The organism is Rhizobium mayense, assembly GCF_030272705.1.
Lineage (GTDB): Bacteria > Pseudomonadota > Alphaproteobacteria > Rhizobiales > Rhizobiaceae > Rhizobium > Rhizobium mayense.
Map to the genome: position 1 here is coordinate 111,601 of NZ_JARFYM010000011.1, position 23,729 is coordinate 135,329.

Consider the following 23,729-nt stretch of genomic DNA (forward strand, 5'->3'; position numbering starts at 1 on the left):
GGGTACTGAGACTATGAAGAAGAAAGCAGAATGGCCGCGCAAGTTGCGGTCCTACGACTGGTTCGGCGGCACCGGCAAGAACGCGATCATGCACCGTTCCTGGATGAAGAACCAGGGCTTGCCGGCAGACACGTTCGACGGCCGGCCGATCATCGGCATCTGTAATACCTGGTCTGAACTGACACCCTGCAACGCACATCTGCGGGATCTCTCCGAGCGCGTTAAGCGCGGCGTTTACGAAGCCGGCGGTTTCCCAGTGGAATTCCCGGTTTTCTCGACTGGTGAAAGCACGCTGCGCCCGACGGCGATGATGTTCCGCAATCTGGCGGCGATGGACGTCGAAGAAGCGATCCGCGGCAACCCTGTCGACGGCGTCGTGCTGCTCGGCGGCTGCGACAAGACCACCCCGAGCCTTTTGATGGGTGCAGCCTCCGTCGACATCCCGGTCATCCTCGTTTCCGGCGGCCCGATGCTGAACGGCAAGTGGCGGGGCAAGGATGTCGGCTCTGGCACGGCGGTCTGGCAGTTTTCGGAAATGGTCAAGTCCGGCGAGATGACGCTGGAAGAATTCATGGATGCGGAGCAGGGCATGGCCCGCTCGGCCGGCAGCTGTATGACGATGGGTACCGCCTCGACCATGGCGTCGATGGCCGAAGCCCTCGGCATGACCTTGCCGGGCAACGCCGCCATCCCCGCCGTCGATGCGCGTCGCCGCGTCATTTCGCAGCTTTCCGGCCGCCGAATCGTCGATATGGTCAAGGAAGACCTGAAGCCTTCCGATATCCTGACCAAAGAAGCCTTCGAAAACGCCATCCGCGTCAACGGCGCCGTCGGTGGTTCGACCAATGCCGTTCTGCATCTCCTGGCGCTTGCCGGCCGCGTCGGCGTCGATCTGTCGCTCGACGATTGGGATCGCCTTGGCCGTGAAGTACCGACCATCGTGAACCTGCAGCCTTCCGGCAAATATCTAATGGAAGAGTTCTATTATGCCGGCGGCCTGCCCGTCGTCATCAAGGCGGTCGGCGAGATGGGGCTGCTGCACAAGGATGCAATCACCGTCACCGGCGATAGCATTTGGGCCGGCGTCAAGGATGTCGTCAACTACAATGAAGACGTCATCGTGTCGCGCGAGAAGGCGCTGACGCAGTCCGGCGGCATCGCGGTTCTGCGCGGTAACCTGGCTCCAAAGGGCGCCGTTCTGAAGCCGTCCGCGGCTTCGCCGCATCTGATGCAGCACAAGGGCCGCGCCGTCGTCTTCGAAAGCATCGAGGACTACCACGCCCGCATCAACCGTGAAGACCTCGATATCGACGAGAACTGCATCATGGTGCTGAAGTATTGCGGTCCGAAGGGATATCCGGGCATGGCCGAAGTCGGCAACATGGGTCTGCCGCCGAAGGTGCTGAAGAAGGGCATCACCGACATGATCCGCATTTCCGATGCGCGCATGTCCGGCACGGCTTACGGCACCGTTATTCTGCATACGGCTCCGGAAGCTGCCGATGGCGGGCCTCTGGCGCTGGTTCAGAATGGTGACATGATCTCGGTCGACGTGCCGGCGCGCACGATCCAGCTCGAAGTCTCCGACGAAGAACTCGCCAAGCGCCGCGCCGCCTGGGTTTCCCCGGTCAAGCCGCTCGTCGGCGGCTATGGTGGCCTCTACGTCAAGACCGTCATGCAGGCCGACACCGGCGCCGACCTGGACTTCCTGGTTGGCCCACGCGGCTCGGAAATCCCGAACGATCGCGATAGTCACTAGACCTTGAACTCGTAAATTCGCTACGCCATAGGCAATCCCGGCACTCACAAGGAGTGCCGGGAGAGCTATCATACCTGAGCCCAGCCGCCATCGACGCACAATTCGCTGCCCGTCACGTAGGCCGAGTCATCGGAGGCGAGAAACAGGACGGCTTTTGCGATCTCGTCGACTGTGCCGCTGCGATGCATCGGAATTTGGGCGTGCACCTGAGTCTTCGTCTGCTCGATCATCTCCTCGCTTACCCCGGCTTTCCGCGCTTGATCGGTATCGATGTAACCAGGCGCCATGGCATTCACACGGATACCCTTTCCGGTCAGCTCGACGGTGAGCGAGCGTGCCAGCGAGCGGATGGCGGCTTTCCCCGCCGAATAGACGCTGACATATGGACGACCCTGTGTGCTCAGGGTTGAGGTGTTCAGGATTATCGAGCCGCCGGAAGTCATGAGCGGCAGAAGCTTCTGCACCGTAAAATAAGTCCCTTTGAACGTGTTAACGATCGTGAAATCGAATTCCTCTTCCGACATGTATTCAAACATGTTCGGTCGTGCGCCGCCGGCGTTCGCAAAGACAATATCGACTCGACCATGCTTCCTGTTGACAAAATCGCGAAGCGCTTCGATGTCCGACATCCTGGAAATATCACTGCGGATCGCGTCGGCACCATGCCCGATGCTTTGTGCCGCGGCGTCAAGTGTTGCCTGATCGCGGCCGGTAATAACGACCTTCGCGCCTTCGCGTGCAAACAGCTTGGCTGTTGCCAGTCCTATTCCTGAGTTGCCGCCGGTGATGACAGCGATCTTATCGTCCAATTTACCCATATCGTCTCCAATGCGTCTCTGAATGCGCCCGACTTAAACCGCACTATTGCTGGAGTGGCGGGCCAGAAGTTATATATGAAGCATCATTCAGGTTTTGGATTCGCTTATGGGAAACGGCCTCCGACCACCGCTAAACCCTCGGAAATCCCCGCGTCAGGGCCGGTCCATCGCAACCGTGGACGCTATTTTCGAGGCGACTATTCAGGTTTTGTCCAACGATGGGCTGATCCGTCTGACCACCACGCGCGTAGCGAATCGTGCAGGCGTTTCGGTAGGAACGCTGTACCAATATTTCCCGAACAAGCAGGCTTTGCTTTTCGCAGTGATGGAGCAAAACCTCGCAATGGTGGCCAGCGCCGTAGAGAAGGCGTGTGACGAGAACCTCCATGCTGGGATGGAGACGATCGCCGAGGCCGTGGTGAAAGCCTATCTGCAGGCGAAGATGGCGCAAGCCGAGATCTCTCCCGCCCTCTACCGCATCGCCTTGGAACTCGACGCGCGCGAGTTGATCGAGTTGGCAGCCCGGCGGAGTGCGGCGGCGATCGAAGAAGCGCTGTCCACCGCCAGCAATGGCCGCTTCGCCGATCCGAGCGTGATCGCCCAAACCCTGACCGCAGCGCTTTACGGAACGGTGCCGCCCTTCTGCCATCGGGTCATGCTCCCCACCGATGGTATCGAGGCCGAACGGCAGCTCACGGTCATGTTTCGCTCTTATCTCGTCGCACAGCAGAGCTAAGCGTCAATCCCGGTATGTGGAGGGGATTAAGGTGCGTGGTTCCCGCCGCACTGCTTTGATCAGCGGTCCATGATATACTGTCCATCTGATTGCATCTTTGGGGGATCATTATGTCAACCCTGCAGACGGACACCTATCACCTCTTTGGCAATCTTTTTCGCTTCCATGCGCACAGCCCCGATACGGGTGGGGCTTATTGCCTTATCGAGACGCTGACGGCACCTGGGGCGGGCGCGCCGCCGAACAGGCATCCTGATGACGATGAGGCGTTTTATGTTCTGGAAGGCCTGTTCGAATTCATGGTCGACGGTGAAACGGTCCAGGCGCAAGCGGGCAGCTTCGTGAAGATACCGACGGGGGCCATTCATGCATTCCGCAATATCGGTCCGGCGCCGGGACGACTTCTGATCATCAATTCGCCCGGTCGCGTTCACGACGGCTTCTTTACGGAAGCAGGCGAGCCGATGCCGCTAGGCACCTGCGACTTGCCGCCACCGGGCGGAAAGTTGCCGGATCTTCCGCGTGTGATTGAGATCGGGCGGCGCAACGGGCTGGAACTCCTGATGCCCCATGGCGAGGCGCACTAAACTCGAATATCCCAAGCAGTGATGCCTATGCCGAGGCGATCGGAAGCAGCGTGCTGTTTGGTGGCAATATCCCTTGCCGCAGCTAATCCCGGAGAACCCGATATCAGCTCTGGCTCTGGCTTTGTCCTTGGCTTGCCACTGTCACCTTGACCGAAAGGCTTTCCCCAGGCGTGCCGATACGCATGCCGGAGACGGGCGCGGCGTCGCGGTAGCAGAGGCCGGTGGCGATGCGAGCGTAGCGCGAGTCGGGGCAGACGTCGTTGGCCGGGTCGAAGCCGACCCAGCCGAGGCCGGGAATATGCGCTTCGGCCCAGGCATGGGTGGCGGTCTGCTCGGCAGTGCCTTCCATCAACAGGTAGCCGGAGACATAGCGGGCCGGGATCTGTAGCGCGCGGGCGCCGGCAATGAAGATGTGGGCGTGGTCCTGGCAGACACCGCTTTTATTTTCCAGCGCCTGTTCGGCGGTCGTTTCCGTGTCGCTGGTGCCGGGTTTGTATTCCACCGTCCGGTGGATTGCGCCCATCAGAGCATGCATCTTGGCGAGTTCGTTATCGCCGGAAAGGCTGCGCAAGAGTTCCTTGGTCAGCTTGCCAGCCTTGGTGCGTGGTGTTTCCCTGAGGAAGAGCCAGCGCGGGCTGAAACCGCTATGCTGGCCCACCACGCCGTTCAGGTCCTGCGTTTCGATCTCGCCGGCGGCGATGATCCGGGTTGCTTCCTGTTGGCCGTCGAGCGAGACGAGCGTTACGCGATTGCCGTACTGGTCGTCGTATTCGACCTCCGGATGCGCGCCCTCGACCGTCAGTTTCCAGTCGAGGACGGTCTGGCCAGGACCGGTGAGCGGCGTCAGCCGCAGTCGCTGCAACGAAAATTGCGACGGTTCGTCATAGCGGTATTCGGTGGTATGGCTGATCGTCAGTCTCATAATGTGATCCGCTTACTCATAGAACCTGTAACCGTCGGAGATTTCCGCGCCGAGCTTGTTGTTGCGCGACACAAAATCCTCCAGGAATTCGTGCAGCCCCTGATCCATGATGCTCTTGATCGTGAGCGTCTGCAGCATCTTGCGGATGGAGTCGGCAGTGTCGTGCGCCGGGAGCCGCTTGTCGTATTCCGCCCCGAGATAGTTGATATTGCTGACGATCTTTTCGTAGCAATAGGCAAGCGAACGCGGCATCTGGCCGTTGAGGATCAGAAAGTCGGCAATATTGGCCGGCTTGTATTCCGGATCGTAGGCCCATTTATAGGCCCGATGGGCGGAGACCGAACGCAGGATCGATTCCCATTGGGCATTGTCGAGCGAAGAGCCGACATGCGAGATCGACGGCAGCAGGACGTAGTATTTCACGTCGAGTATGCGTGCCGTATTGTCGGCGCGTTCGATGAAGGTGCCGATGCGGGCGAAGTTGTAAAGCTCGTTGCGCAGCATCGAACCGTGAAATGCGCCGCGGATCAATCCGGCACGGCGCTTGATGACCTCGATCATCTCCGGCACCTCGGCGGTCTTGAGGCGCTTGCCCAGCAACGTCTTCAGCTCGATCCAGCATTCATTGGTCGCTTCCCAGGTGTCGCGGGTGAGCGCCGTGCGCACCATGCGCGCATTGTTGCGGCCGTAGTCGATGCAGGACATGACGCTCGACGGATTGGAGCGGTCGCGCATCAGATAATCGATCGCGTCGGCGCCGGTCAGCTTGCCATGCACCTCGTCATAGGCCTCGCGCACGCCGGCGCTTTGCAGCACGCCGTCCCAGTCGTCGTCCTCGTTTGCACCGCTGCGGGTCAGCGACATGCGCTGGCCGGCATCGACCAGGCGGGCTATATTTTCGGCACGCTCGATGTAACGGAACATCCAGTAGAGGCCATTCGCGGTTCTTCCAAGCATGTCCGTCTCAGTCCTCCAGAACCCAGGTATCTTTCGTGCCGCCGCCCTGGCTGGAATTGACCACCAGCGAGCCTTCCTTCAGCGCGACGCGGGTGAGGCCACCGGGGATGATCCGCACCTTGTCGGAAACGAGGACGTAGGGGCGCAGGTCGACGTGGCGAGGTGCTATGCCCTTGTTTACCAGTATCGGCACGGTCGACAGAGACAGGGTTGGTTGAGCGATATAATTGTTCGGTTTGGTCCTCAGCTTCTCGGCAAACTCGTTCCGCTCCTTCTTCGAGGCGGTCGGTCCGACAAGCATGCCGTAGCCGCCGGAGCCGTGCACTTCCTTGACGACCAGATCGGCGAGGTTTTCCAGCACATATTTCAGGCTGTCCGGCTCGGAGCAGCGCCAGGTCGGCACGTTCTCGAGGATCGGCTTGCGGCCGGTGTAAAACTCGACGATCTCCGGCATGTAGGAATAGATCGCCTTATCGTCGGAAATGCCGGTGCCGGGCGCATTGGCGATGGTGATGTGGCCGGCTCGATACACGTCCATGATGCCGGGGATGCCGAGTGCGGTATCCGGGCGAAAGGTGAGGGGATCGAGGAAGTCGTCGTCCACCCGGCGGTAGAGTACGTCGATCGCCTCATAGCCACGTGTGGTGCGCATCTTCACCTTGCCGTCGATGACGCGCAGGTCCGACCCTTCGACCAGCTCCACGCCCATCATGTCGGCAAGGAAGGAATGTTCGTAATAGGCGGAATTGTAGATACCGGGGGTCAGAACGGCGACGCGCGGCTTGCCGTTGCAGCCGGGAGGAGCGAGCGAGGCAAGGCTTTGGCGGAGCAGCAGCGGATAGTCCTCGACGCGCTGCACCTTGTTCTGATGAAACAGCTCCGGGAACATCTGCATCATGGTTTCCCGGTTTTCCAGCATGTAGCTGACGCCGGACGGCGTGCGGGCGTTGTCCTCCAGCACGTAGAACTGATCCTCGCCAGTGCGCACGATATCGGTCCCGACGATGTGTGTATAAACGCCGCCCGGGGGACGGAAGCCGATCATCTCCGGCAGGAAAGCGTCGTTTTTCTCGATCAGCTCGGGCGGGATGCGGCCGGCGCGGATGATTTCCTGCTTGTGATAGATGTCGTCGAGGAAGGCGTTGAGGGCGATGACCCGCTGCTCGATGCCCTGGGCGAGCTTGCGCCATTCACGGCCGGAAATGATGCGCGGGATAATATCGAAGGGGATGAGCTTTTCGGCTGAGTCTGCGTGTCCGTAGACCGCGAAGGTAATGCCCGTCTTTCGGAAGATGTTTTCCGCATCGCGGGATTTGGCAATTAGATGGCCTCTGTCCTGGCCGGAGTACCACTCGAAATATTTCTCGTAAGGCGCGCGCGGACATTCATCCGCAGTTATCATTTCATCAAATGCCAAAGGTGCGGTCCCCATTTTTTCTCATTTGAATACAACCGTTTTGACAATGCAAGAATTATGCGCGTTTCAGGTCATGAATCTCGAAGCTGCCAAAAATGCCGGATTTCCAGGCATTTTGGGCGGTCAGACTGGTAAATGAAAGATTGCCGCCGCCGGGTTGCGATCAAAATCTAAGCATTTGCTTATTTTTGTAGTCGCCGCGCCCGACGACATACTGAATTTCCTCGAACCTGGGTGTTCAGGGACCAACATGAAGAAAAATTGATGGTTGTTTTCAGCGGTTCGATTTTGACGCTTCGACCGTCTTCGGTTATCAGCGGGTGCCCTTTGCGCAGGCGACGTTCCGGTTTCAATTCGGGCCCGATTCGAGCCTGCAAAATCAATTTCAGTCTGAGCCCCCATGTCCCTCGACACATTCGCGCCGGCGATCTTCGTTTTTCTTTGGTCTACAGGCTGGATCGTTGCGAAATATGCAGCGATGCATTCGGGTCCGTTCACCTTTCTCATGATCCGCTACAGCTTGTCCGCGCTTGCCTTCGTCCTGCTCTGCGCCTTTACCGGTGCAAGATGGCCGCGCGATTGGTCCAGCGTCTTCCGCGCCGTTTATTCCGGCATTTTTCTGCACGGATTTTATCTCGGCGGTCTCTGGTGGGCGATTGCGAGCGGCGTGCCTGCGGGGATTTCGGGCATTATCGCCGCCCTGCAGCCGCTGATGACGGCAATGGCTGCGCCTTACCTGATCGGGGAGCGCCTGCAGCCGGCGCAGCGCCTCGGCCTGCTGCTCGGCTTCGTCGGCATCGCGATTGCCATCTCGCCGAAGCTTTTGACCCCGGATAGCGCCAATCTCTGGCAATCGGCGATCCCGCTCGGCGTCAATCTGCTGGCGATGGTCTCGGTGACCTATGGCACGCTTTATCAAAAGCGCCATTTGCAGACCGGAGACCTGCGAACCATCGCGACACTGCAATATGTCGGCGCGCTTGTTGTCACCGTGCCTCTGGCGCTAACGTTTGAGAACCTGCATTTCGACGGCACGCATGAGGCGATCCTTGCTCTCCTCTGGTCGGTCTTCGGCCTGTCGATGGGTGCGGTCGGCCTGCTGCTCTACCTTATCCGCCGAGGGCAGGTATCGCGCGCCGCTTCGCTGATCTATCTGATGCCACCCGCTGTCGCCATCGAGGCGGCAATTGTCTTCGGTGAGCCGTTGACCCTGCCGATTATTGTCGGGACCCTGATCGTGGTGATCGGTGTCTATTTGACCAATCGGCGCACGGCGAACGTGGTGCCGGAATAGGGGTCGGCCGGCCGTAGGGGTGGGCCGGCGGGTCGCTCAGAGGCCGCCTCGTCCATGACATGATCTCGCGAGACGCCTACGGGGTGTCCTTAATGTCAAAGCGAACGATCTTGCTGTTCCCCAAGCGGAAGATGTGCATCACCGTCTTGTCTTTCAGCCCATGGGTTTGCCCCGTCAGCGGCCGGCCTTCGAGATCGAACACGGACTGGATCACTTCGACAGCGATGACACCATCCTCTGGTGTCTGAATAGCCACCGGCTCGACGTGTGGTCTAACAGCCGCCCATTGCCGTGTCCAATAATCGCGCAGACCGTCATGGCCATGAACGTAGCCTCCGTCCATACCGTTCGCCCATACAACATCGTTGGCGAGCTCGACGAGGACACCGTCGATGTCTCTGGCGTTGAAGCGGTCGTAGATGCGCTTGATCAATTGCGTATGCGTCTCCGACATATCGTTTCCTCGAGGTTGTTTAAAAGGAACATTGAGCGGCATGGAGCCGAACTTGCCAGCTCGCCCACCGATATATATATACGTACATATGTAGTTTGCAGTCAACCAGAGACAGAGGATAGGCGGAAGATGGAAAACGACGTGCTTTTGACGCCGGGGCATCTCATCAGTCTTGCTGCGCGCGGATTCGCCCGCCTAAGCGAGGCACGCCTGAAGCCGCTTGGGTTTGGCGTCGGCCACTTGCCAGTGCTGGTCGCGCTGCAGAATGGGAAAGCAAGCACGCAACGCGACCTGGCCCGCTTCGCCAAGGTCGAACAGCCGCCGATGGCTCAGATGCTCGCTCGCATGGAGCGGGACGGTTTGATCGAGCGAACACCCCACCCGAAAGACGGGCGAAGCAGCCGTATCGTTCTCACGAAGACCGCGCAGGCCCGGATGCCTGAGGCGATTGAAACGCTGTTCAAAGGAAATCGTGACGCAATGGATGGGTTTACAGAAGAAGAGGCGGCACAATTCGTCGCTTTGCTCACTCGGCTGATTGCAAATCTGGATCAAATCGCCAGCGCGGAGCCGTCATCGCACGCTTCCTAAGCACTCCGCGACAACTGAGCGCGCAGGATGCTTGACGAAGATATCGAGCAAGAAAAACCGCCTGCAGTGTCTGTGCTGCAAGCGGTTCGAAATCAATATCTATTTCAGTTCGGCATTTCGATCAGGGGCCGGGCTATTCGGCCCCTATCTCCGTTCCATCAAGCGCGTTCGCGGCGCTGGCCGTTGCCGTTGCGCGGTCCGCGGCGCTTCATGCCGCCGTTGCCGCCTTCACGGTGTTCGCCGTGAGCGTGGCCCTGGCCGCGCTCCTCGTTATGCCGGCCCGAGGGGCGGCCGTGAGCGTGCCGCTGGCCGCGATGCGCTCCGGCATCGTGAGCTGCACCATTGGCATTTGCCTGGCCGTTATGATGCGGCTTCTTGGCCGGACGGAAATCGGACGTCGAAGCGAGATCGTTGTCGACTTCCGGGCGCGGCGTGCGCTCGTTGCGGCGCTGGCCACGGAAGTCTGCATTGCGATTGTTCTCGCGCTGCGGACGATCGTGGCGAGTGCGGGGCTCCTGGCGCTCGCCAGCCTCGCCTCGAGCTTCGCCGGTTTCTTTGTCGAAGAAGGGGCGACGGGCCGGGCGGGCCGGACGACCTTCGGAGCGACCCTGACCTGCGCCACGGCCTTGGCCCTGGCTGCCGCGACCGCCGCCGCGGTTGTTGCCGCGAGCGGGGCGGCCACGGTCGGCCGGAGCTTCGCCGCTGGCAACGGCAATTTCGATACCCATCAGGCGCTCGATATCGCGCAGCAGGCGGATTTCGTCCGGCGCGCAGAAAGCGATAGCGATGCCGTCTCGGCCGGCGCGCGCGGTGCGGCCAATGCGGTGAACATAGGCGTCGGGGACTTCCGGCAGGTCATAGTTGTAGACATGCGAAACGCCGGGGATATCGATGCCGCGAGCGGCGACGTCGGTGGCGACGAGAACGCGGACCTCACCGTCACGGAAACCCTTGAGCGCCCGCTCGCGCTGGCCTTGGCTCTTGTTGCCGTGGATGGAGGCGGCGGCAAAGCCGACGTGGTCGAGATGTTTCATCAGCTTCTCGGCACCGTGCTTGGTGCGCAGGAAGACGATGGCGCGGCCATCCGGATTGGCGGAAATCGTTTCCTTCAGGATCTCGGTCTTGTGGTTCTGGCCGGCGACGAAGTGGACATATTGCTCGACCTTGTCGGCCGCCTTGCCGGGTGGGGTCACTTCCACCTTGACCGGATCGGTCAGGTAGTCGGAAGCGAGGTCGGCGATCGTCTTCGGCATAGTGGCCGAGAACAGCAGGGTCTGGCGCTTGGCCGGCACGAGCTTGGCGATCTTGCGCAGGTCGTGAATGAAGCCGAGGTCGAGCATCTGGTCGGCCTCGTCGAGGACGAGATAGCTGACCTGGCCGAGCGACAGGGCGCGACGGTTGATGAGGTCGAGCAGACGGCCGGGGGTGGCGACGAGGATGTCGGTGCCGCGTTCGAGCTGAAGCTGCTGCTTGTTGATCGAGGCGCCGCCGACCACGACGTTGATCCTCAACGGTGTTTTGCGGACAAAGAGCTTAAGGTTATCGGCGATCTGGTTCACCAGTTCGCGGGTGGGGGCGAGAATCAGCGTACGCACGGTGCGGTTGTCGGGGCGCTTCGCGTCCTTCAGCAGCATCTCGATGATCGGCAGGCCGAAAGCGGCGGTCTTGCCGGTGCCGGTCTGGGCGAGGCCGATGAGATCGCGGCCCTGGAGAACAAGCGGGATGGCCTGTGCCTGGATCGGCGTCGGCGTCGCGAAGTTGTTCTGCGACAGCGTATCGACGATCTGCTTGGAGAGACCAAGCGAGTGAAAATTGGTCAATTCAATACCTTTCGGGGGCGCCAAAGCAAATAGGCCGGGTCGCACCATGCGGTCCAGTCTGTCTCTGGCGTCAAGAACCCCGCGTGAAGTGGGAACTTGTTTGTTGGAAAATGCTTTCCAGCGCATCCGACCGCCTTGGTTGCGGTCTCATTTCAAAGCGCTTTTGTCCTTCTCTTGCGTATGTCAAGTCCCGCAGGGCACGCTCACGCGGCGGCCGGAAGGCGAAAGCTGAGGCGCATTTGGTCTTATTCCGCGCCAAAGTCAAGGGGTGTGGGCGAAAGCTTGTTCGCAGTTGCAACAAAAACGCCGCCGGAAAGCCGGCGGCATTCGCGAACTATCGGCATCCCGCTGTGCCATCAGGCTTCAGCGGTAGACCTCGACACGGTAGGGCCGGCCCAACCGTGATGGCGCCATGTCCAAAAGCAGCTGGGGTAGGCGCGTATATAGGCCGGAGCGTAATAGGTTCGGTAGGCTGGGTAATAAGCCGGATAGACCGGGTAGGCCGGTCGTACCGCCTCAACCGCCAAAGCGCCGCCGACGACACCGGCGGCAAGGCCGCCGAAGGAGGCGCCGCGCTCGGAGGCGCCGGCAGTGGTGGTGGTTACGGCGGCGGCGCCGCCAAGCGTCAGCGCGATCAAACCGGCCGTCGTTAAAGTGCGAAGCAGAGACATTGACATCCCTGACATCCCTTTCCCAAAAACACAGAGGCCTCCGAGCCGAAGCCGGGTTTGAAGCTGTTTGGAAAAGCGGGCGAAGTCGCGGCTAAAAAGAGGGTCGCGACATTAAATTTTGTTCATAATAAACAGCAAAAACTGGTTGATTTTACACTAGAAATCAGTCGGAACGCCGCCTTCCTTCTTGCGTCTGGCCACAAAGGCGTCAAGCTCCTCCTCGGTCGCCGGATCAAGCGGAGGACGTTCGTAATGGGCGAGCGTTTCCTTGAAGATGCGGTTGGCGTGATCATAGGTAGTCGGCCGGCCGGCTTCGGTCCAGGTCTCGTAATTGCGCCAGTCGGAGACGATGGGCGAATAGAAAGCGGTTTCGTAGCGGGCGAGCGTGTGCGCCGTGCCGAAATAGTGGCCGCCGGGGCCAACATCGCGCACGGCGTCGAGCGCCAGCGCGTCCTGGCTGACATCCAATGGCGTCAGGAACTCGGCGACCATTTGCAGCATGTCGACATCGAGGATGAATTTTTCAAAGGAGGCAGTCAGCCCGCCCTCGCTCCAGCCGGCGGAATGCAGCACGAAATTGCCGCCGCCCTGGGTCAGCGCCCAGAGCGATAGCGCCGATTCATAGGCTGCCTGGGCGTCCAGCGTATTGGAGGCATTGGTGTTGGAGGTGCGATAGGGGATGCCGTAGCGGCGGGCGAGCTGGCCGCCGGCAATCACGGCCTTCATATATTCCGGCGTGCCGAAAGCCGGCGCTCCCGTCTTCATGTCGACATTCGAAGTGAAGCCGCCATACATGACCGGCGCGCCCTTGCGCACCATCTGCGTAAAGGCAATGCCGCACAGCGCCTCGGCATTCTGCTGTACCAGCGCGCCGGCGATGGTCACCGGCGCCATGGCGCCCGCCAGCGTGAACGGCGTGAGGATCACGACCTGGCCCCGTGACGACATCTCGATGATGCCCTGCAGCATCGGCCCGTCGAGGCGCAGCGGGGAGGAGGAATTGATGACGGTGAAGAGCGACGGCTCGCGCTCCATCTGTTCCATGCTGATGCCGCGGCCGATGCGGGCGATCTCGATAGCGTCGAGATTGCGCTGCTTGCCGAGCGAGTAGCAATGAAACGCCTTGTCGGTGAGCTTGACGATATCGGAGAGGCAATCGAGATGCCGCACCGAGGCGTGGATATCTACGGGTTCGACCGGGTAGCCGCCGGTCATATGAATGATGTCGTAGGATTGGGCAAGCTTGATCAGCTTGCGGAAGTCCTCCTGATTGCCGGCCCGCCTACCACCTTCACGATCCGCGACGAACGGCGCGGAGGCGACCTGGGCAAAGACGAGGTTCCTGCCGCCGATCTGAACGTTTCTGAGCTGATTGCGGGCATGCAGTGTGAAGGTCGAAGGGACCGAGGCGATCAGCTCCGTGATCATGCCCCTGTCAAAGCGAACGCGCTCCGTACCAGGCGTGACGACGGCGCCGGCGGCTTTCATACGTTCGCGCGCTTCCGGCAGGATGATATCCATGCCGATCTCTTCGAGAATGGTCAGCGACGCTTCGTGAATGTCGTCGAGCGCCTCGGGCGACAGAAGCTCGGTGCGGGCGAGGTTGTTGACGAGATTGAGATATTTCGCGCCGCTCGGCTTGCGGCTGCGCTCGGCTCCGCGACCTCCGGCCCGGCGGCGGCGCTCTACCGGGATGGTAGCAGTGTCGGTCTCGTGCAAGGCCGTGTTTCTATCGTCGCTCATACTCTCGCTCCACCATTGTTCTGATATGATTCTTGGCAGAGTTCGACGTCGGATGCTGCCGTCGTTTGCGACCTAGGGGTGACCGTTCTGGGATAGTCAGTGGTCTGAACGCGACGTTCAACGCGCTGGCAATATGGTTAACGGCTTGTTAAAGCGATTCGTGATAAAGCTTTGGTCCAGCAAACTATCGTGGGCGGTGAGAAGAGGGGTCCTGTTGAACTCGGACGGTGAACTGCTGGAGATGGCCTGTCGCCGGATCGCCGATCTGGACCAGCCGGCTTATGTAAAGAACAGCGATCTGCGCTATGTCGCCGTCAACGAAGCCTATGCACGCTTTTTTGGCCGCGATATCTCCGATTTTATCGGCAATCGCAGCCGCGATCTCTTCGACAGCGGCGAAGAGGTCGACCGCGAAGACAAGGAGCGCCGAGCGCTGGTCTTCGGCTCCGAGGAGATGGCGCTATGCTTCGATCCGACAGGCCGCAGCCGTTCGCGGGTGCAGATTGAAAGTTTTTCGCCCTCTGAAGACCGCCTCTACGTGTTCGGGATGTTTCTCGATGCGCCGGCCGCGCCTTCTTCAGCTCCAAAAGAGGACGATATTGCTAGCAGTCATGTCAATGAGATCGGGGTTTACCGCACCATTCTCGAGGACTTGCCGGTTGCCGCCTTCGTGCGCGACGCCAGCCATCGGCTGATCTATTCGAACGAAGCCTATTCGGCCATTACGGGGCTGAGTCGCGCCGAGGTGCTGGGCAAGACGGAACACGAGATGTTCGAAACCGGCGCCGACGATTTCTTTACCGAAAACGAGCAGGTGCTGAACGAAGGGCGCGGCCTCGAATTCGAAGGCGAGGTTGTCGATCGGTCGCATATGACGCATCCGATCATGACGCGCGTCAACCGCGTCGTCGCCTCGGACGGCAAGCGTTATGTCGTCGGATCCATGACCGATATTTCCGTGTTGAAGCTGCGCGAGACCGAGTTGATCGAGGCGCAGGCGCGCGCCGAGGCCTTGCATCAGGATCTGGTAAACATCCTGCGCTCGATGCCGATCGGCGTGATGATCCATGACAGCAACTACAATGTGGAATATACCAATGATGCCTTTTACGACATCTGGGAATTCTCGAAGGACGAGCGTTTCGAAGGCCGGTCTTATCGCGATCTCGTTGCCAAGCATTTCGAACTCGGCCGCTACGACGCCGATGCGGGCAGCATCGACGATATCTACCAGGCGCGTCTCGAAGCTTTCCGCAATGCCGGCCCGCATATCCAGACTGAAATGAATTTTGCCGACGGCAAATCCGTCATCATGGATGCACGCCGCATTTCGAACGGCCGCACGCTGGTCGCCTACGCCGACATCTCTTCCGTGCGCCAGCAAGCTCGTGAGATCAGCGAGGCGCGCCTAGCGCTCGAGCACCTCGGCGAGCTGATGACGGACGCCACGCATGCGATGTCGCAAGGACTGCTGATCGTACAGGACGGCATCATCATGCTGGCGAGCGATGCATTGACAGACATGCTACGCGTTCCCGCAGAATATCTGGAGGTCGGCAAGCATTGGTCCGTCGCCTTTGATCATTGCGCCGCGCGCGGCGATTTCGGCGACGAGCCGGAGGCGCTTCGGCTTGCGTGGCGCGAAAGCATGGCCGCGAGCAAGCCGGTCTCGGCGGTGTTCCAAGTTGCCGGCGAGCGCTGGATGCAGCTCGAAGCGACGATCAGCGAAAGCCGCCGCTGGACCGTGGTGCTGACCGATGTCACCGAGATGAAAGAGCGCGAAGCCGAACTGCAACTGTTGCTTTCCCGCAGCGAAACCGCCGACCGCGCCAAATCTGAATTCCTTGCCAATATGAGCCATGAAATCCGTACGCCTATGAATGGCGTTCTCGGGATGGCGGAACTCCTGGCCAAGACCGATCTCGACGCCCGGCAGAAGACTTTCATCGATATCATCGTCAAGTCGGGCAATGCGCTGTTGACGATCATCAACGATATCCTGGATTTCTCGAAGATCGACGCCGGGCAAATGCGTTTGCGCAAGGCCGCCTTCGATCCGGCGGAGGCGGTGGAGGATGTCGCGACACTCCTGTCGTCGCCGGCGGCGGAAAAGGATATCGAGTTGCTGGTGCACACAGCGCCCGATGTGCCGGCCATGGTGCTCGGAGACGCCGGCCGCTTCCGCCAGATCGTCACCAACCTTGTCGGCAATGCGGTCAAATTCACCGAGCGTGGCCACGTGCTGGTCGAGGTGAACAGCCAGCCGATCGACAACGGCGAGATCATGCTGACGCTCCGGATCGAGGATACCGGCATCGGTATCCCGGACGAGAAGCTCGATTCTATTTTCGAGAAGTTTTCGCAGGTCGACGCTTCTTCGACGCGCCGCCACGAAGGCACAGGCCTCGGCCTCGCCATCACAGCCGGGCTGGTCGATCTCTTCGGCGGCTATCTCGAAGTCGAGAGCGAATGGGGCAAGGGTTCGGTCTTCACCGTGCATCTGCCCGTGTCGCCGGCGGCCACGCGCAGCGAACCGCGTGCGGTGCCGGTCAATGTCAAGGGCGCCGGTATCCTGGTCGTCGATGACAACGAGATCAACCGGCGGATATTGACCGAGCAGTTGGAGCAATGGGGTTTTGACGGCTACGCCGCCGAGGACGGCAAGACGGGGCTCGCCATCCTCTATGCCGCCTTCGATATGGCCGTGCCGGTCGATGCCGTGATCCTAGACTACCACATGCCGGGTATGAATGGCGATGACGTCGCGCGCGCCATTCGCGCCGATTCCCGTTTCGACGGGCTGTCGCTGATCTTCCTGACATCCATGGACGTCGCCGGCAGTGACAAGGAATTCGCGGCGCTGAATGGCCAGGCGCATCTGATGAAGCCAACGCGCGCCAATGTGCTGCGCAGCACCATCATCGATGTCGTGCGCACCGCGCGGCGTCAGCGGGTGAGCAGCGACGAACCCACAGCCTCACCGCAGTCGCCGGTCGCTGCCGCAGCAGTGGCCGCTGTCGATGCCGTCGAACGCGGGATGGTGGCGAAACCTGTTAGCCCCATCGATATCCTCGTCGCCGAAGACAACGAGGTCAATCAGATCGTCTTCACGCAGATTTTGCAGGTCACAGGCCTTCGCTTCCTCGTGGTTCAGAACGGCCAGGAGGCCGTGGAGGCCTGGCAGCAGCTTCGGCCATCACTGATCATGATGGATGTCTCCATGCCGATCATGAATGGCCATCAGGCGACGCGTATGATCCGGCAGTTGGAAGTAGACGCTGGGCAGGGTTGGCATGTGCCGATCGTCGGGGTCACCGCGCATGCGCTCGATGTCGACCGCGACATGTGTCTGGAGGCGGGCATGGACGACTATATGTCCAAGCCGATCAGCCCTGAGCTTCTGGAAGCCAAGGCCCGTCGTTGGCTCGGCGATGCGGCGCTGCAGACCGAGCGTTCCATAAACTAAGCCTGTTTGAGTCCGCAGAGCATTTCGCGCTTTCCCGCAAATCCCTTGCGTCGCTCGACCGTGAAGCCTGCAGCCTGCAGATTGCGGCGCACGAAGCCGGCGGCGGCATAGGTGGCGAAGGTGCCGCCGGGGACTGTGTTGCCGTAAAGACGCTGCATGAGTTCCGGCGACCACATATCGGCGTTTCGGGAAGGGGCGAAGCCGTCGAGATACCAGGCGTCGAAGCCTGTTGCTGCCTGGCTCACGCCGTCGATCGCCGGGCCGCAGACGACGCTGAGGCGCGTTTGGCCGTCGAGTGTGAGCGTAACGATACCGCGCGGTTCTTCCGGCCAGGCGGCGACGAGCGCCTGACGTTCGTCATCGATTTCCGGCCAGCGCGACAGTGCGCGATCGATTTCATCGCCGCGCATCGGGTAAAGCTCGAAAGACATGAAATGGAGTTGCGAATTCGGCTTACGATGCTGGCGCCATTGTCGCCAGGTTTCGCAAAAATTCAGGCCAGTGCCGAAGCCGAGTTCACCGATCAGGAAGCTCTGTTGTTCATTCCAGCGAGCTGGCAGACCGTTGCCGGCAAGGAAGACGTGGCCGCATTCCAGCCGACCGTCGGTCTGGCAATAAAAATGGTCGCCAAAAGCGGTCGAATAGGGCATATCGCCGTCGCGCCATTCGAGCGCCTGGCTTGCAGCATTGGTCTTCGCCGCGGGCGTTTGATCGGAAACTGGATCTGTCATGGGAAGAGCCGATAATCCTCCGGGGCTTGCCGGTCAATCGTCCGTCGAATTGCTGATCGTCGGTGGCGGCATTATGGGCCTGTGGGCGGCGGTGCATGCTGAGCGCCTGGGAATCGATGCGCTGCTCGTCGATTCCGGTCGGCTGGGGCAAGGGGCAAGCGGCGGCCTGCTTGGCGCGCTCATGCCGCATATGCCGGACAAATGGTCAGAGAAGAAGCAGTTTCAGTTCGATGCACTCGTATCTCTGGAGCACGAGATCGCGGCGCTGGAAGCAGCAACCGGTCTTTCCGCCGGATACCGACGTTCCGGTCGGCTGATCCCATTGCCGAAGCAGCATCTGCGCAAGATTGCGCTGGGCCACTCGCGTGATGCCGAAACGCATTGGCATCACGGCGACCGGCGGTTTCATTGGCATGTGCTCGATGCTGCCCCAGCTAGCGGCTGGATCGATCCGGCAGCCGGCGAAAGCGGATTCGTTTTCGACACACTCGCCGCCCGCGTTGCCCCTCGGGCCTTCCTGAGGGTTCTCGCCGAATATCTCAGCAAGGCAAAACATGTTCGGGTTGTCGAAGCAACAGAGGTCGAGAGCGTCGATCCAGACCGAGGCGTCGCGGCGACCCGCGAAGGCGCCCTCCGCTTCCGCCGTTGCATTCTCTCAGCCGGCCATCGCTCCTTTCCGATCCTGGATGAATTGACGCCCGGTCGTCATTCGCCCCTCGGCGTGCCGGTCAAGGGGCAGGCGGCCCTGTTGAAAGCGGATGTCGATGCTGCTCTGCCGGTAATATTCCGCGACGGGCTCTATATCGTTCCGCATGAGGGCGGGCTGGTTGCAGTCGGCAGCACGAGCGAGAATCGTTTTTGCGATCCGCTGTCGACGGATGACCAGTTGGACGACCTGCTCGGCGCGGCGCGAATGATGGCGCCGACACTGGCCGGTGCCGAAGTGGTCGAACGCTGGGCCGGCCTGCGGCCGAAGGCGATCGATCGGGATCCCATGGTGGGAGCGCATCCGGGCCATCAACGGCTCATCGCGCTGACCGGGGGATTCAAGGTCAGTTTCGGTCTGGCCCATCGTCTGGCCGAAGCAGCGGTTCGGGAGGCATTGGAAATTCCCTTTTCTTTCAAGCTGCCCCAAGGTTTCGCGCTTTCGAACCACATTGCGGTAGCATCACATAAAACGTGAATATAAACACCGCCCAGGTCGTTAATCTGTCACGCAAATCACCTATCTCCTTGCTCATCGGCGTCCGGTTGGGTCAGCCGGTTTATCGCGCTCCGGAGGAGATTTTATGCGCTATGCCATTTGCTTCACGCCGTCTGCGAGCGATCCGCTGACGCTCGTGGCCGCAAATTGGCTGGGACGCAATGTCTATTCCGGCGAGATGGTCGATCCGCCCGCCATTCGCGGACTTGGTATCCATGAAATCGCCTTTCATACCGCGGTGCCGCGCCGCTATGGCTTCAACGGCATCTTGAAAGCGCCGTTCCGCCTGGCCGAGGATATGTCCGAGGCGACGCTGCTGCGCGATCTCATGCGTTTTTCCGGCACTGTGACGCCGTTCGAGATTCCGCGGATGGAAGTTGCGCGCCTTGGTGGAGCATTCGGCCTGGTGCCGTCGGAGCCTAGTCAGCAAATGCATTTCCTGGCGGCGTCGCTGGTCCAGGCCTTCGACCACTATCGGGCACCGCTGACGGAGGCGGAAATCGAGCGCAGCGACCCGGATAACCTCTCGGCGGCGCAGTTCGCCAATCTGCACCGCTGGGGTCATCCGCATGTCATGGATGAATTCCGTTTCCAGATGATGCTGACGGGCACGGTCAGTCCCGCCGATCTGCCGCGCCTGGAGCGGGTATTGCGCGATTTCTTCGAGCCGGCGCTTGCCGAGCCAGTGCCGGTGTCGAACATTGCGCTGATGATGGAAGAAGGGAGCGGCGGGCCGTTTCGCGTGCACTCCCTTCATCCGATGGGCAAAGTCAGCGCTCGCAAGATCGCCTAACTGCTTGCAGGTGAAAGGAAAGTGGGTTTCGCACTTTCCGTCTCGACTTTCCGGCCATGAATGCTACCGTCTTCACATAGTTGAGAAGGTGCTTTGATGTCCGATACCTATCCTCGCAATCTCGTCGGCTATGGCCGCCATACGCCCGATCCGAAATGGCCCGGCGATGCCCGCGTCGCGGTGCAGTTTGTGATCAATTACGAAGAGGGCGGGGAAAGCTCCGTACTCGACGGCGATCCCGCTTCCGAGAATCTGCTGTCGGAAATCGTTGGTGCGGCAGCCTGGCCGAACCAGCGCAATCTCAATATGGAATCGATCTATGAATATGGTTCGCGCGCCGGTTTCTGGCGGTTGTGGCGCATGTTCACCGAGCTTAAGGTTCAGGCGACCGTCTATGGCGTGACGCTTGCTATGGCGCGTAATCCGGAAGCGGTCGCCGCCATGAAGGAAGCGGGTTGGGAGATCGCGAGCCACGGCTATCGTTGGCTGGAATACAAGGACTTCTCCGAGGATCTGGAGCGCAAGCACATCCTCGAAGCCGTGCGCCTGCATACCGAGCTGACCGGCGAGCGTCCCTACGGCATGTATCAGGGAAAACCTTCCGACAATACGTTGCGCTTGGTGATGGAGGAGGGCGGTTTCCTCTATTCGTCGGATTCCTATGCCGACGATCTGCCCTATTGGGTCGATGGTATCGAGGGCAAACCCTTCCTGATCATTCCCTACACGCTTGAAACCAACGACATGCGGTTCGCCACACCGCAGGGCTTCAATTCCGGCGATCAGTTCTTCACCTATCTCAAGGATGCTTTCGACACGCTCTATGAAGAGGGCAAGGATGGCCGCCCCAAGATGATATCCGTCGGCCTGCATTGCCGTCTCGTCGGCCGGCCGGGCCGGGCGGCGGCGTTGAGGCGCTTTATCGACTATGTGCTGAAGCACGACAAGGTCTGGATACCCAGGCGCATCGATATCGCCAATCACTGGTACCAGCATCACCTTCCGGCGGGTGCACGCTGAATGATATCGCGCGACGTTTTTGTGACCCGCTTCGGCGGCGTCTTCGAGCACTCTCCCTTCATTGCCGAACGTGCCTATGACGCCGGCGACATTGTCGAACCGTTGACGTCAGGCGGCGTACGTGACGCTCTGGTTGCGATTTTCCGCGCCGCCAGCGTCGACGAGCGGCTTGGCGTCTTGCGGGCTCATCCGGACCTCGCCGGTCGGTTGGCAATTGCGGGCAAACTTACCGAGGACAGCCGGAAGGAACAGGCAGGTGCGGGACTTGACCGGCTGACACCGGCTGAGCATGCCCGCTTCACCGAGCTCAACACGGCTTACGTGACGAAATTCGGCTTTCCTTTTATTATTGCGGTTAAGGGGCTCGGCAAAGACGATATCCTCACCGCCTTCGAAACGCGGATCGGCAATGACCGGGACGCGGAATTTGCGACCGCAACGGCGCAGGTGGAGAGGATCGCACTGCTGCGCCTGCAATCCATGCTTCCGGAGACGTGAATGACCGACAACGCCGATACCAGCCTTCCGTCCTTCGCGGTCGGCGCCATCAACCTTGCCTCTGCCCGTCTCGGCGCCAAGGGGCTCTACGCCACCGACGAGTTCTTCGCGCCGCTCGATCGCATGCTGCAGGATGTGCCGGCAAGCTTCGATCCGGATCTCTATGACGACAACGGCAAGTACATGGACGGCTGGGAAAGCCGGCGCAAGCGCGTGCCGGGTCATGACTGGTCGGTCATCCGCCTCGCCATGCCGGGCCGTATCTTCGGCTTCGATGTCGATACCAGCTATTTCACCGGCAATTACCCGCCGCATTGCTCGATCGAGGCCGCCTTCGTTGAAAACGGCGATCCGACCTACGCGACCGCCTGGACCGAGATCCTTGTGAAATCGCCGCTAGGCTCCAGCGCGCATCATTTTTTTGAAGTAGCTGACAAGGAAAAAGTCTGGACGCATCTTCGGCTGCACATCTATCCCGACGGCGGCGTGGCACGTCTGCGCGTCTACGGCTCAGCCTATTTCGACTGGTCGAAGGTGGGTAGCGCCGAGGAAGTCGACCTTGGCTATATCTTCAACGGCGCCAAGGCGCTTGCCTGGTCGGACGCGCATTATGGCCATCCCGACAAGATGCTCGGACCGGGCCGTGGTCTCAACATGGGTGACGGCTGGGAAACGAAGCGCCGGCGTGGCCCTGGCCATGACTGGACGATCATCCGCCTCGGCCATCCCGGCACCATCAACCGCGTCATCGTCGACACTGCCTTCTTCAAGGGCAATTTTCCGGATACGTGCGAACTGCTCGGCGCCTATCTGCCCGGTCACGGCGACAGCTTCACCGATACGGAAATCGCCGCCTCGGAGAATTGGAAGCCGATCCTTCCGCCCCAGAAGCTGCAGATGGATCATATCCACGAATATGGTGCCGATGTCTTGGCATCCATCGGCCCGGTAACGCATGTGCGTTTCGCCATGCATCCGGACGGCGGCGTCATGCGGCTCAGGCTTTTTGGGAACAAGGCCTAGGATATGACCGGTAGGGGGCCCATCCATTACCTGGATCAGATGCAGAGGGCTGCGTCCGAAGCGTGTCTTTTTGTTCGAGGAATGGAGAGGGCATCGTTCCTGGCCGATGATCGTACTCAATATGCCGTTGCATATAGCCTCTGTGTCATTGGTGCGTCGGCAGCCCAGTTGCTGCACGAATATCCGGAATTCGGGCCGGACCATCCGGATCTGCACTGGAATGAGATGAAAACTATGAGCGAGCGCCTGCTGTCCGACGGCGTCACGGCAAACGTCGAGGACGTTTGGGCGACGGTCGGGCATGCGATCCCCGAATTGCTCACGCAACTTGAGTCTATTCGCCGCTGGCGGGCGGAAGGGGAGTGACGACCATGATCCGGACCCTCGACATCTTCCCCCTTACCAAGGCCGCGTTTGCGCCCTTTGGCGACGTCATCGAAGCGGACCCGGCGACGGTGAAGCTGATCAATGGCGGTACGACGGAGCGGTTTCATGCGCTTTCCAGTGCTGAGGCGACGGGTGACGAGGCGCGCGTGATCATCAATCTGTTTCGCGGCAAGCCGCGGGCTTTTCCATACGCAGTCGAAATGATGGAGCGCCATCCCCTTGGCAGCCAGTGTTTCGTACCGCTCAACGATCGGCAGTTTCTTGTCGTCGTTTCGAAGGATGAGGACGGCAAGCCGGGCACACCGTGGGTTTTTCTGGCGCGCGGCGACCAAGGTGTGAACTATCACCGCAATGTCTGGCACTACCCGTTGATGACCCTTGACCAGCCGAGTGACTTTCTCGTCGTCGATCGTGACGGGCCGGGCAACAATCTGGTGGAATTCTTCTTCGATATCCCCTTCATCATCGGAGCGCCGACCCTATGACCGGACTGACCACCCATGTGCTCGACACTGCCCTCGGCAAACCGGCCGAAGGCCTGGCGATCGATCTTTTCAAGATCGAGGGCGAGACGCGTAAGCATCTGAAGACAGTCACGACCAATTCGGATGGACGCGTCGATGGTGGGCCGATATTGGTCGGCGACAGTTTCGTTGCCGGCACCTATGAATTGCTTTTCCGGGCCGGCGATTATCTGCGGGCAACCGGAGCCAAGCTGCCCGAGCCGGCGTTCCTCGATCTCGTGCCGATCCGTTTCGGCATCGCTGACACGACGGCGCATTACCACGTGCCGCTACTGCTCTCGCCCTATGGCTATTCCACCTATCGCGGGAGCTGA

General features: G+C 60.4%; 23 protein-coding genes. 14 read left to right on the plus strand and 9 right to left on the minus strand.

The genetic code is table 11. The features are described 5' to 3' along the window. The first annotated feature begins 13 nt into the window (after positions 1-13). Entirely contained in the window at positions 14-1,759 is a 1,746-nt protein-coding gene (gene araD / locus PY649_RS16110; RefSeq protein ID WP_285869551.1) for an L-arabinonate dehydratase, read from the plus strand. A gap of 68 nt (positions 1,760-1,827) precedes the next feature. Here araD and PY649_RS16115 read toward each other — a convergent pair whose 3' ends face one another. Then, entirely contained in the window at positions 1,828-2,577 is a 750-nt protein-coding gene (locus tag PY649_RS16115) for an SDR family oxidoreductase (protein ID WP_285869552.1), read from the minus strand. A gap of 175 nt (positions 2,578-2,752) precedes the next feature. On the opposite strand from PY649_RS16115, the gene PY649_RS16120 reads away from it, so the two are divergent. Next, the gene (locus tag PY649_RS16120; RefSeq protein ID WP_285869553.1) at positions 2,753-3,313 is read left to right on the plus strand and encodes a TetR/AcrR family transcriptional regulator; all 561 of its coding nucleotides are present in this window, start codon (positions 2,753-2,755) and stop codon (positions 3,311-3,313) included. Positions 3,314-3,423: 110 nt separating this feature from the next. Then, the gene (locus tag PY649_RS16125; protein WP_285869554.1) at positions 3,424-3,900 is read left to right on the plus strand and encodes a cupin domain-containing protein; all 477 of its coding nucleotides are present in this window, start codon (positions 3,424-3,426) and stop codon (positions 3,898-3,900) included. A 103-nt stretch (positions 3,901-4,003) separates the two neighbouring features. Here PY649_RS16125 and PY649_RS16130 read toward each other — a convergent pair whose 3' ends face one another. Genes PY649_RS16130 through PY649_RS16140 form a run of 3 tightly spaced genes read right to left on the minus strand, consistent with a single transcriptional unit; the run spans position 4,004 to position 7,196 of the window. Continuing rightward, entirely contained in the window at positions 4,004-4,822 is an 819-nt protein-coding gene (locus PY649_RS16130) for a transglutaminase family protein (RefSeq protein WP_285869555.1), read from the minus strand. 12 nt (positions 4,823-4,834) lie between these two features. Continuing rightward, complete coding sequence (locus PY649_RS16135) at positions 4,835-5,779, minus strand: alpha-E domain-containing protein (protein WP_285869556.1); 945 nt, start codon at positions 5,777-5,779, stop codon at positions 4,835-4,837. Between the two features lie 7 nt (positions 5,780-5,786). Continuing rightward, positions 5,787-7,196 carry a circularly permuted type 2 ATP-grasp protein gene (locus PY649_RS16140; protein ID WP_285869557.1) on the minus strand — a complete coding sequence of 470 codons (1,410 nt, stop codon included), beginning with the start codon at positions 7,194-7,196 and terminating at the stop codon, positions 5,787-5,789. 400 nt (positions 7,197-7,596) lie between these two features. Between PY649_RS16140 and PY649_RS16145 the strand changes: the two genes are divergently transcribed. Further along, complete coding sequence (locus PY649_RS16145; protein ID WP_285869559.1) at positions 7,597-8,490, plus strand: DMT family transporter; 894 nt, start codon at positions 7,597-7,599, stop codon at positions 8,488-8,490. Between the two features lie 76 nt (positions 8,491-8,566). Here PY649_RS16145 and PY649_RS16150 read toward each other — a convergent pair whose 3' ends face one another. Beyond that, positions 8,567-8,944, minus strand: a complete 378-nt coding sequence (locus PY649_RS16150; RefSeq protein WP_285869560.1) for a nuclear transport factor 2 family protein — start codon at positions 8,942-8,944, stop codon at positions 8,567-8,569. A gap of 129 nt (positions 8,945-9,073) precedes the next feature. Here PY649_RS16150 and PY649_RS16155 point away from each other — a divergent pair, with 129 nt between their 5' ends. Continuing rightward, on the plus strand, positions 9,074-9,535 hold the full coding sequence (locus PY649_RS16155) for a MarR family winged helix-turn-helix transcriptional regulator (protein ID WP_285869561.1): 462 nt from the start codon (positions 9,074-9,076) through the stop codon (positions 9,533-9,535). 158 nt (positions 9,536-9,693) lie between these two features. Here the strand turns inward: PY649_RS16155 and PY649_RS16160 are convergent, their stop codons facing one another. The 3 genes from PY649_RS16160 to PY649_RS16170 all read right to left on the minus strand — a co-directional run bounded on the left by PY649_RS16160 (position 9,694) and on the right by PY649_RS16170 (position 13,769). Further along, entirely contained in the window at positions 9,694-11,403 is a 1,710-nt protein-coding gene (locus tag PY649_RS16160) for a DEAD/DEAH box helicase (RefSeq protein ID WP_285869562.1), read from the minus strand. Positions 11,404-11,711: 308 nt separating this feature from the next. Continuing rightward, entirely contained in the window at positions 11,712-12,026 is a 315-nt protein-coding gene (locus tag PY649_RS16165; protein WP_285869611.1) for a hypothetical protein, read from the minus strand. A gap of 156 nt (positions 12,027-12,182) precedes the next feature. Beyond that, entirely contained in the window at positions 12,183-13,769 is a 1,587-nt protein-coding gene (locus PY649_RS16170; protein WP_285869563.1) for a trimethylamine methyltransferase family protein, read from the minus strand. Positions 13,770-13,983: 214 nt separating this feature from the next. On the opposite strand from PY649_RS16170, the gene PY649_RS16175 reads away from it, so the two are divergent. Beyond that, positions 13,984-17,235, plus strand: a complete 3,252-nt coding sequence (locus tag PY649_RS16175; RefSeq protein ID WP_285869564.1) for a PAS domain-containing hybrid sensor histidine kinase/response regulator — start codon at positions 13,984-13,986, stop codon at positions 17,233-17,235. Here the strand turns inward: PY649_RS16175 and mnmC2 are convergent. After that, positions 17,232-17,966: a tRNA (5-methylaminomethyl-2-thiouridine)(34)-methyltransferase MnmC2 gene (mnmC2, locus tag PY649_RS16180; RefSeq protein WP_285869565.1), complete on the minus strand. Its 735-nt coding sequence runs from the start codon at positions 17,964-17,966 to the stop codon at positions 17,232-17,234. The two genes, PY649_RS16175 and mnmC2, sit on opposite strands and share 4 nt — an antisense overlap. On the opposite strand from mnmC2, the gene PY649_RS16185 reads away from it, so the two are divergent. From PY649_RS16185 to uraH, 8 genes are all read left to right on the plus strand, one after another. Continuing rightward, a complete protein-coding gene (locus PY649_RS16185) occupies positions 17,965-19,149 on the plus strand; it encodes an NAD(P)/FAD-dependent oxidoreductase (protein WP_285869567.1) in 1,185 nt (394 codons plus the stop codon). The genes mnmC2 and PY649_RS16185 overlap by 2 nt on opposite strands. Before the next feature lie 106 nt (positions 19,150-19,255). Further along, entirely contained in the window at positions 19,256-19,963 is a 708-nt protein-coding gene (locus PY649_RS16190) for a DUF1045 domain-containing protein (RefSeq protein ID WP_285869569.1), read from the plus strand. Positions 19,964-20,056: 93 nt separating this feature from the next. Continuing rightward, complete coding sequence (gene puuE, locus PY649_RS16195; protein ID WP_285869570.1) at positions 20,057-20,983, plus strand: allantoinase PuuE; 927 nt, start codon at positions 20,057-20,059, stop codon at positions 20,981-20,983. Next, the gene (uraD, locus tag PY649_RS16200) at positions 20,984-21,481 is read left to right on the plus strand and encodes a 2-oxo-4-hydroxy-4-carboxy-5-ureidoimidazoline decarboxylase (protein ID WP_285869571.1); all 498 of its coding nucleotides are present in this window, start codon (positions 20,984-20,986) and stop codon (positions 21,479-21,481) included. It begins immediately after the preceding gene. After that, positions 21,482-22,504 (plus strand): allantoicase, encoded by a 1,023-nt coding sequence (gene alc / locus PY649_RS16205; RefSeq protein ID WP_285869572.1) that lies wholly within the window; start codon positions 21,482-21,484, stop codon positions 22,502-22,504. 3 nt (positions 22,505-22,507) lie between these two features. Next, on the plus strand, positions 22,508-22,870 hold the full coding sequence (locus PY649_RS16210; protein ID WP_285869573.1) for a HepT-like ribonuclease domain-containing protein: 363 nt from the start codon (positions 22,508-22,510) through the stop codon (positions 22,868-22,870). Positions 22,871-22,875: 5 nt separating this feature from the next. Beyond that, the gene (locus PY649_RS16215) at positions 22,876-23,376 is read left to right on the plus strand and encodes an ureidoglycolate lyase (protein WP_285869574.1); all 501 of its coding nucleotides are present in this window, start codon (positions 22,876-22,878) and stop codon (positions 23,374-23,376) included. Further along, positions 23,373-23,729, plus strand: coding sequence for a hydroxyisourate hydrolase (gene uraH / locus PY649_RS16220; protein ID WP_285869575.1), 357 nt, complete (start codon positions 23,373-23,375; stop codon positions 23,727-23,729). Before PY649_RS16215 ends, uraH begins: the two co-directional genes overlap by 4 nt.

Bases quoted from the DNA above. Each gene is read 5' to 3' on its own strand.
- araD (WP_285869551.1), top strand. From the start codon at position 14: ATGAAGAAGAAAGCAGAATGGCCGCGCAAGTTGCGGTCCTACGACTGG.
- PY649_RS16115 (WP_285869552.1), bottom strand. From the start codon at position 2,577: ATGGGTAAATTGGACGATAAGATCGCTGTCATCACCGGCGGCAACTCA.
- PY649_RS16125 (WP_285869554.1), top strand. From the start codon at position 3,424: ATGTCAACCCTGCAGACGGACACCTATCACCTCTTTGGCAATCTTTTT.
- PY649_RS16130 (WP_285869555.1), bottom strand. From the start codon at position 4,822: ATGAGACTGACGATCAGCCATACCACCGAATACCGCTATGACGAACCG.
- PY649_RS16135 (WP_285869556.1), bottom strand. From the start codon at position 5,779: ATGCTTGGAAGAACCGCGAATGGCCTCTACTGGATGTTCCGTTACATC.
- PY649_RS16145 (WP_285869559.1), top strand. From the start codon at position 7,597: ATGTCCCTCGACACATTCGCGCCGGCGATCTTCGTTTTTCTTTGGTCT.
- PY649_RS16150 (WP_285869560.1), bottom strand. From the start codon at position 8,944: ATGTCGGAGACGCATACGCAATTGATCAAGCGCATCTACGACCGCTTC.
- PY649_RS16155 (WP_285869561.1), top strand. From the start codon at position 9,074: ATGGAAAACGACGTGCTTTTGACGCCGGGGCATCTCATCAGTCTTGCT.
- PY649_RS16160 (WP_285869562.1), bottom strand. From the start codon at position 11,403: ATGGTGCGACCCGGCCTATTTGCTTTGGCGCCCCCGAAAGGTATTGAA.
- PY649_RS16165 (WP_285869611.1), bottom strand. From the start codon at position 12,026: ATGTCTCTGCTTCGCACTTTAACGACGGCCGGTTTGATCGCGCTGACG.
- PY649_RS16170 (WP_285869563.1), bottom strand. From the start codon at position 13,769: ATGAGCGACGATAGAAACACGGCCTTGCACGAGACCGACACTGCTACC.
- PY649_RS16185 (WP_285869567.1), top strand. From the start codon at position 17,965: ATGGGAAGAGCCGATAATCCTCCGGGGCTTGCCGGTCAATCGTCCGTC.
- mnmC2 (WP_285869565.1), bottom strand. From the start codon at position 17,966: ATGACAGATCCAGTTTCCGATCAAACGCCCGCGGCGAAGACCAATGCT.
- PY649_RS16190 (WP_285869569.1), top strand. From the start codon at position 19,256: ATGCGCTATGCCATTTGCTTCACGCCGTCTGCGAGCGATCCGCTGACG.
- uraD (WP_285869571.1), top strand. From the start codon at position 20,984: ATGATATCGCGCGACGTTTTTGTGACCCGCTTCGGCGGCGTCTTCGAG.
- alc (WP_285869572.1), top strand. From the start codon at position 21,482: ATGACCGACAACGCCGATACCAGCCTTCCGTCCTTCGCGGTCGGCGCC.
- PY649_RS16210 (WP_285869573.1), top strand. From the start codon at position 22,508: ATGACCGGTAGGGGGCCCATCCATTACCTGGATCAGATGCAGAGGGCT.
- PY649_RS16215 (WP_285869574.1), top strand. From the start codon at position 22,876: ATGATCCGGACCCTCGACATCTTCCCCCTTACCAAGGCCGCGTTTGCG.
- uraH (WP_285869575.1), top strand. From the start codon at position 23,373: ATGACCGGACTGACCACCCATGTGCTCGACACTGCCCTCGGCAAACCG.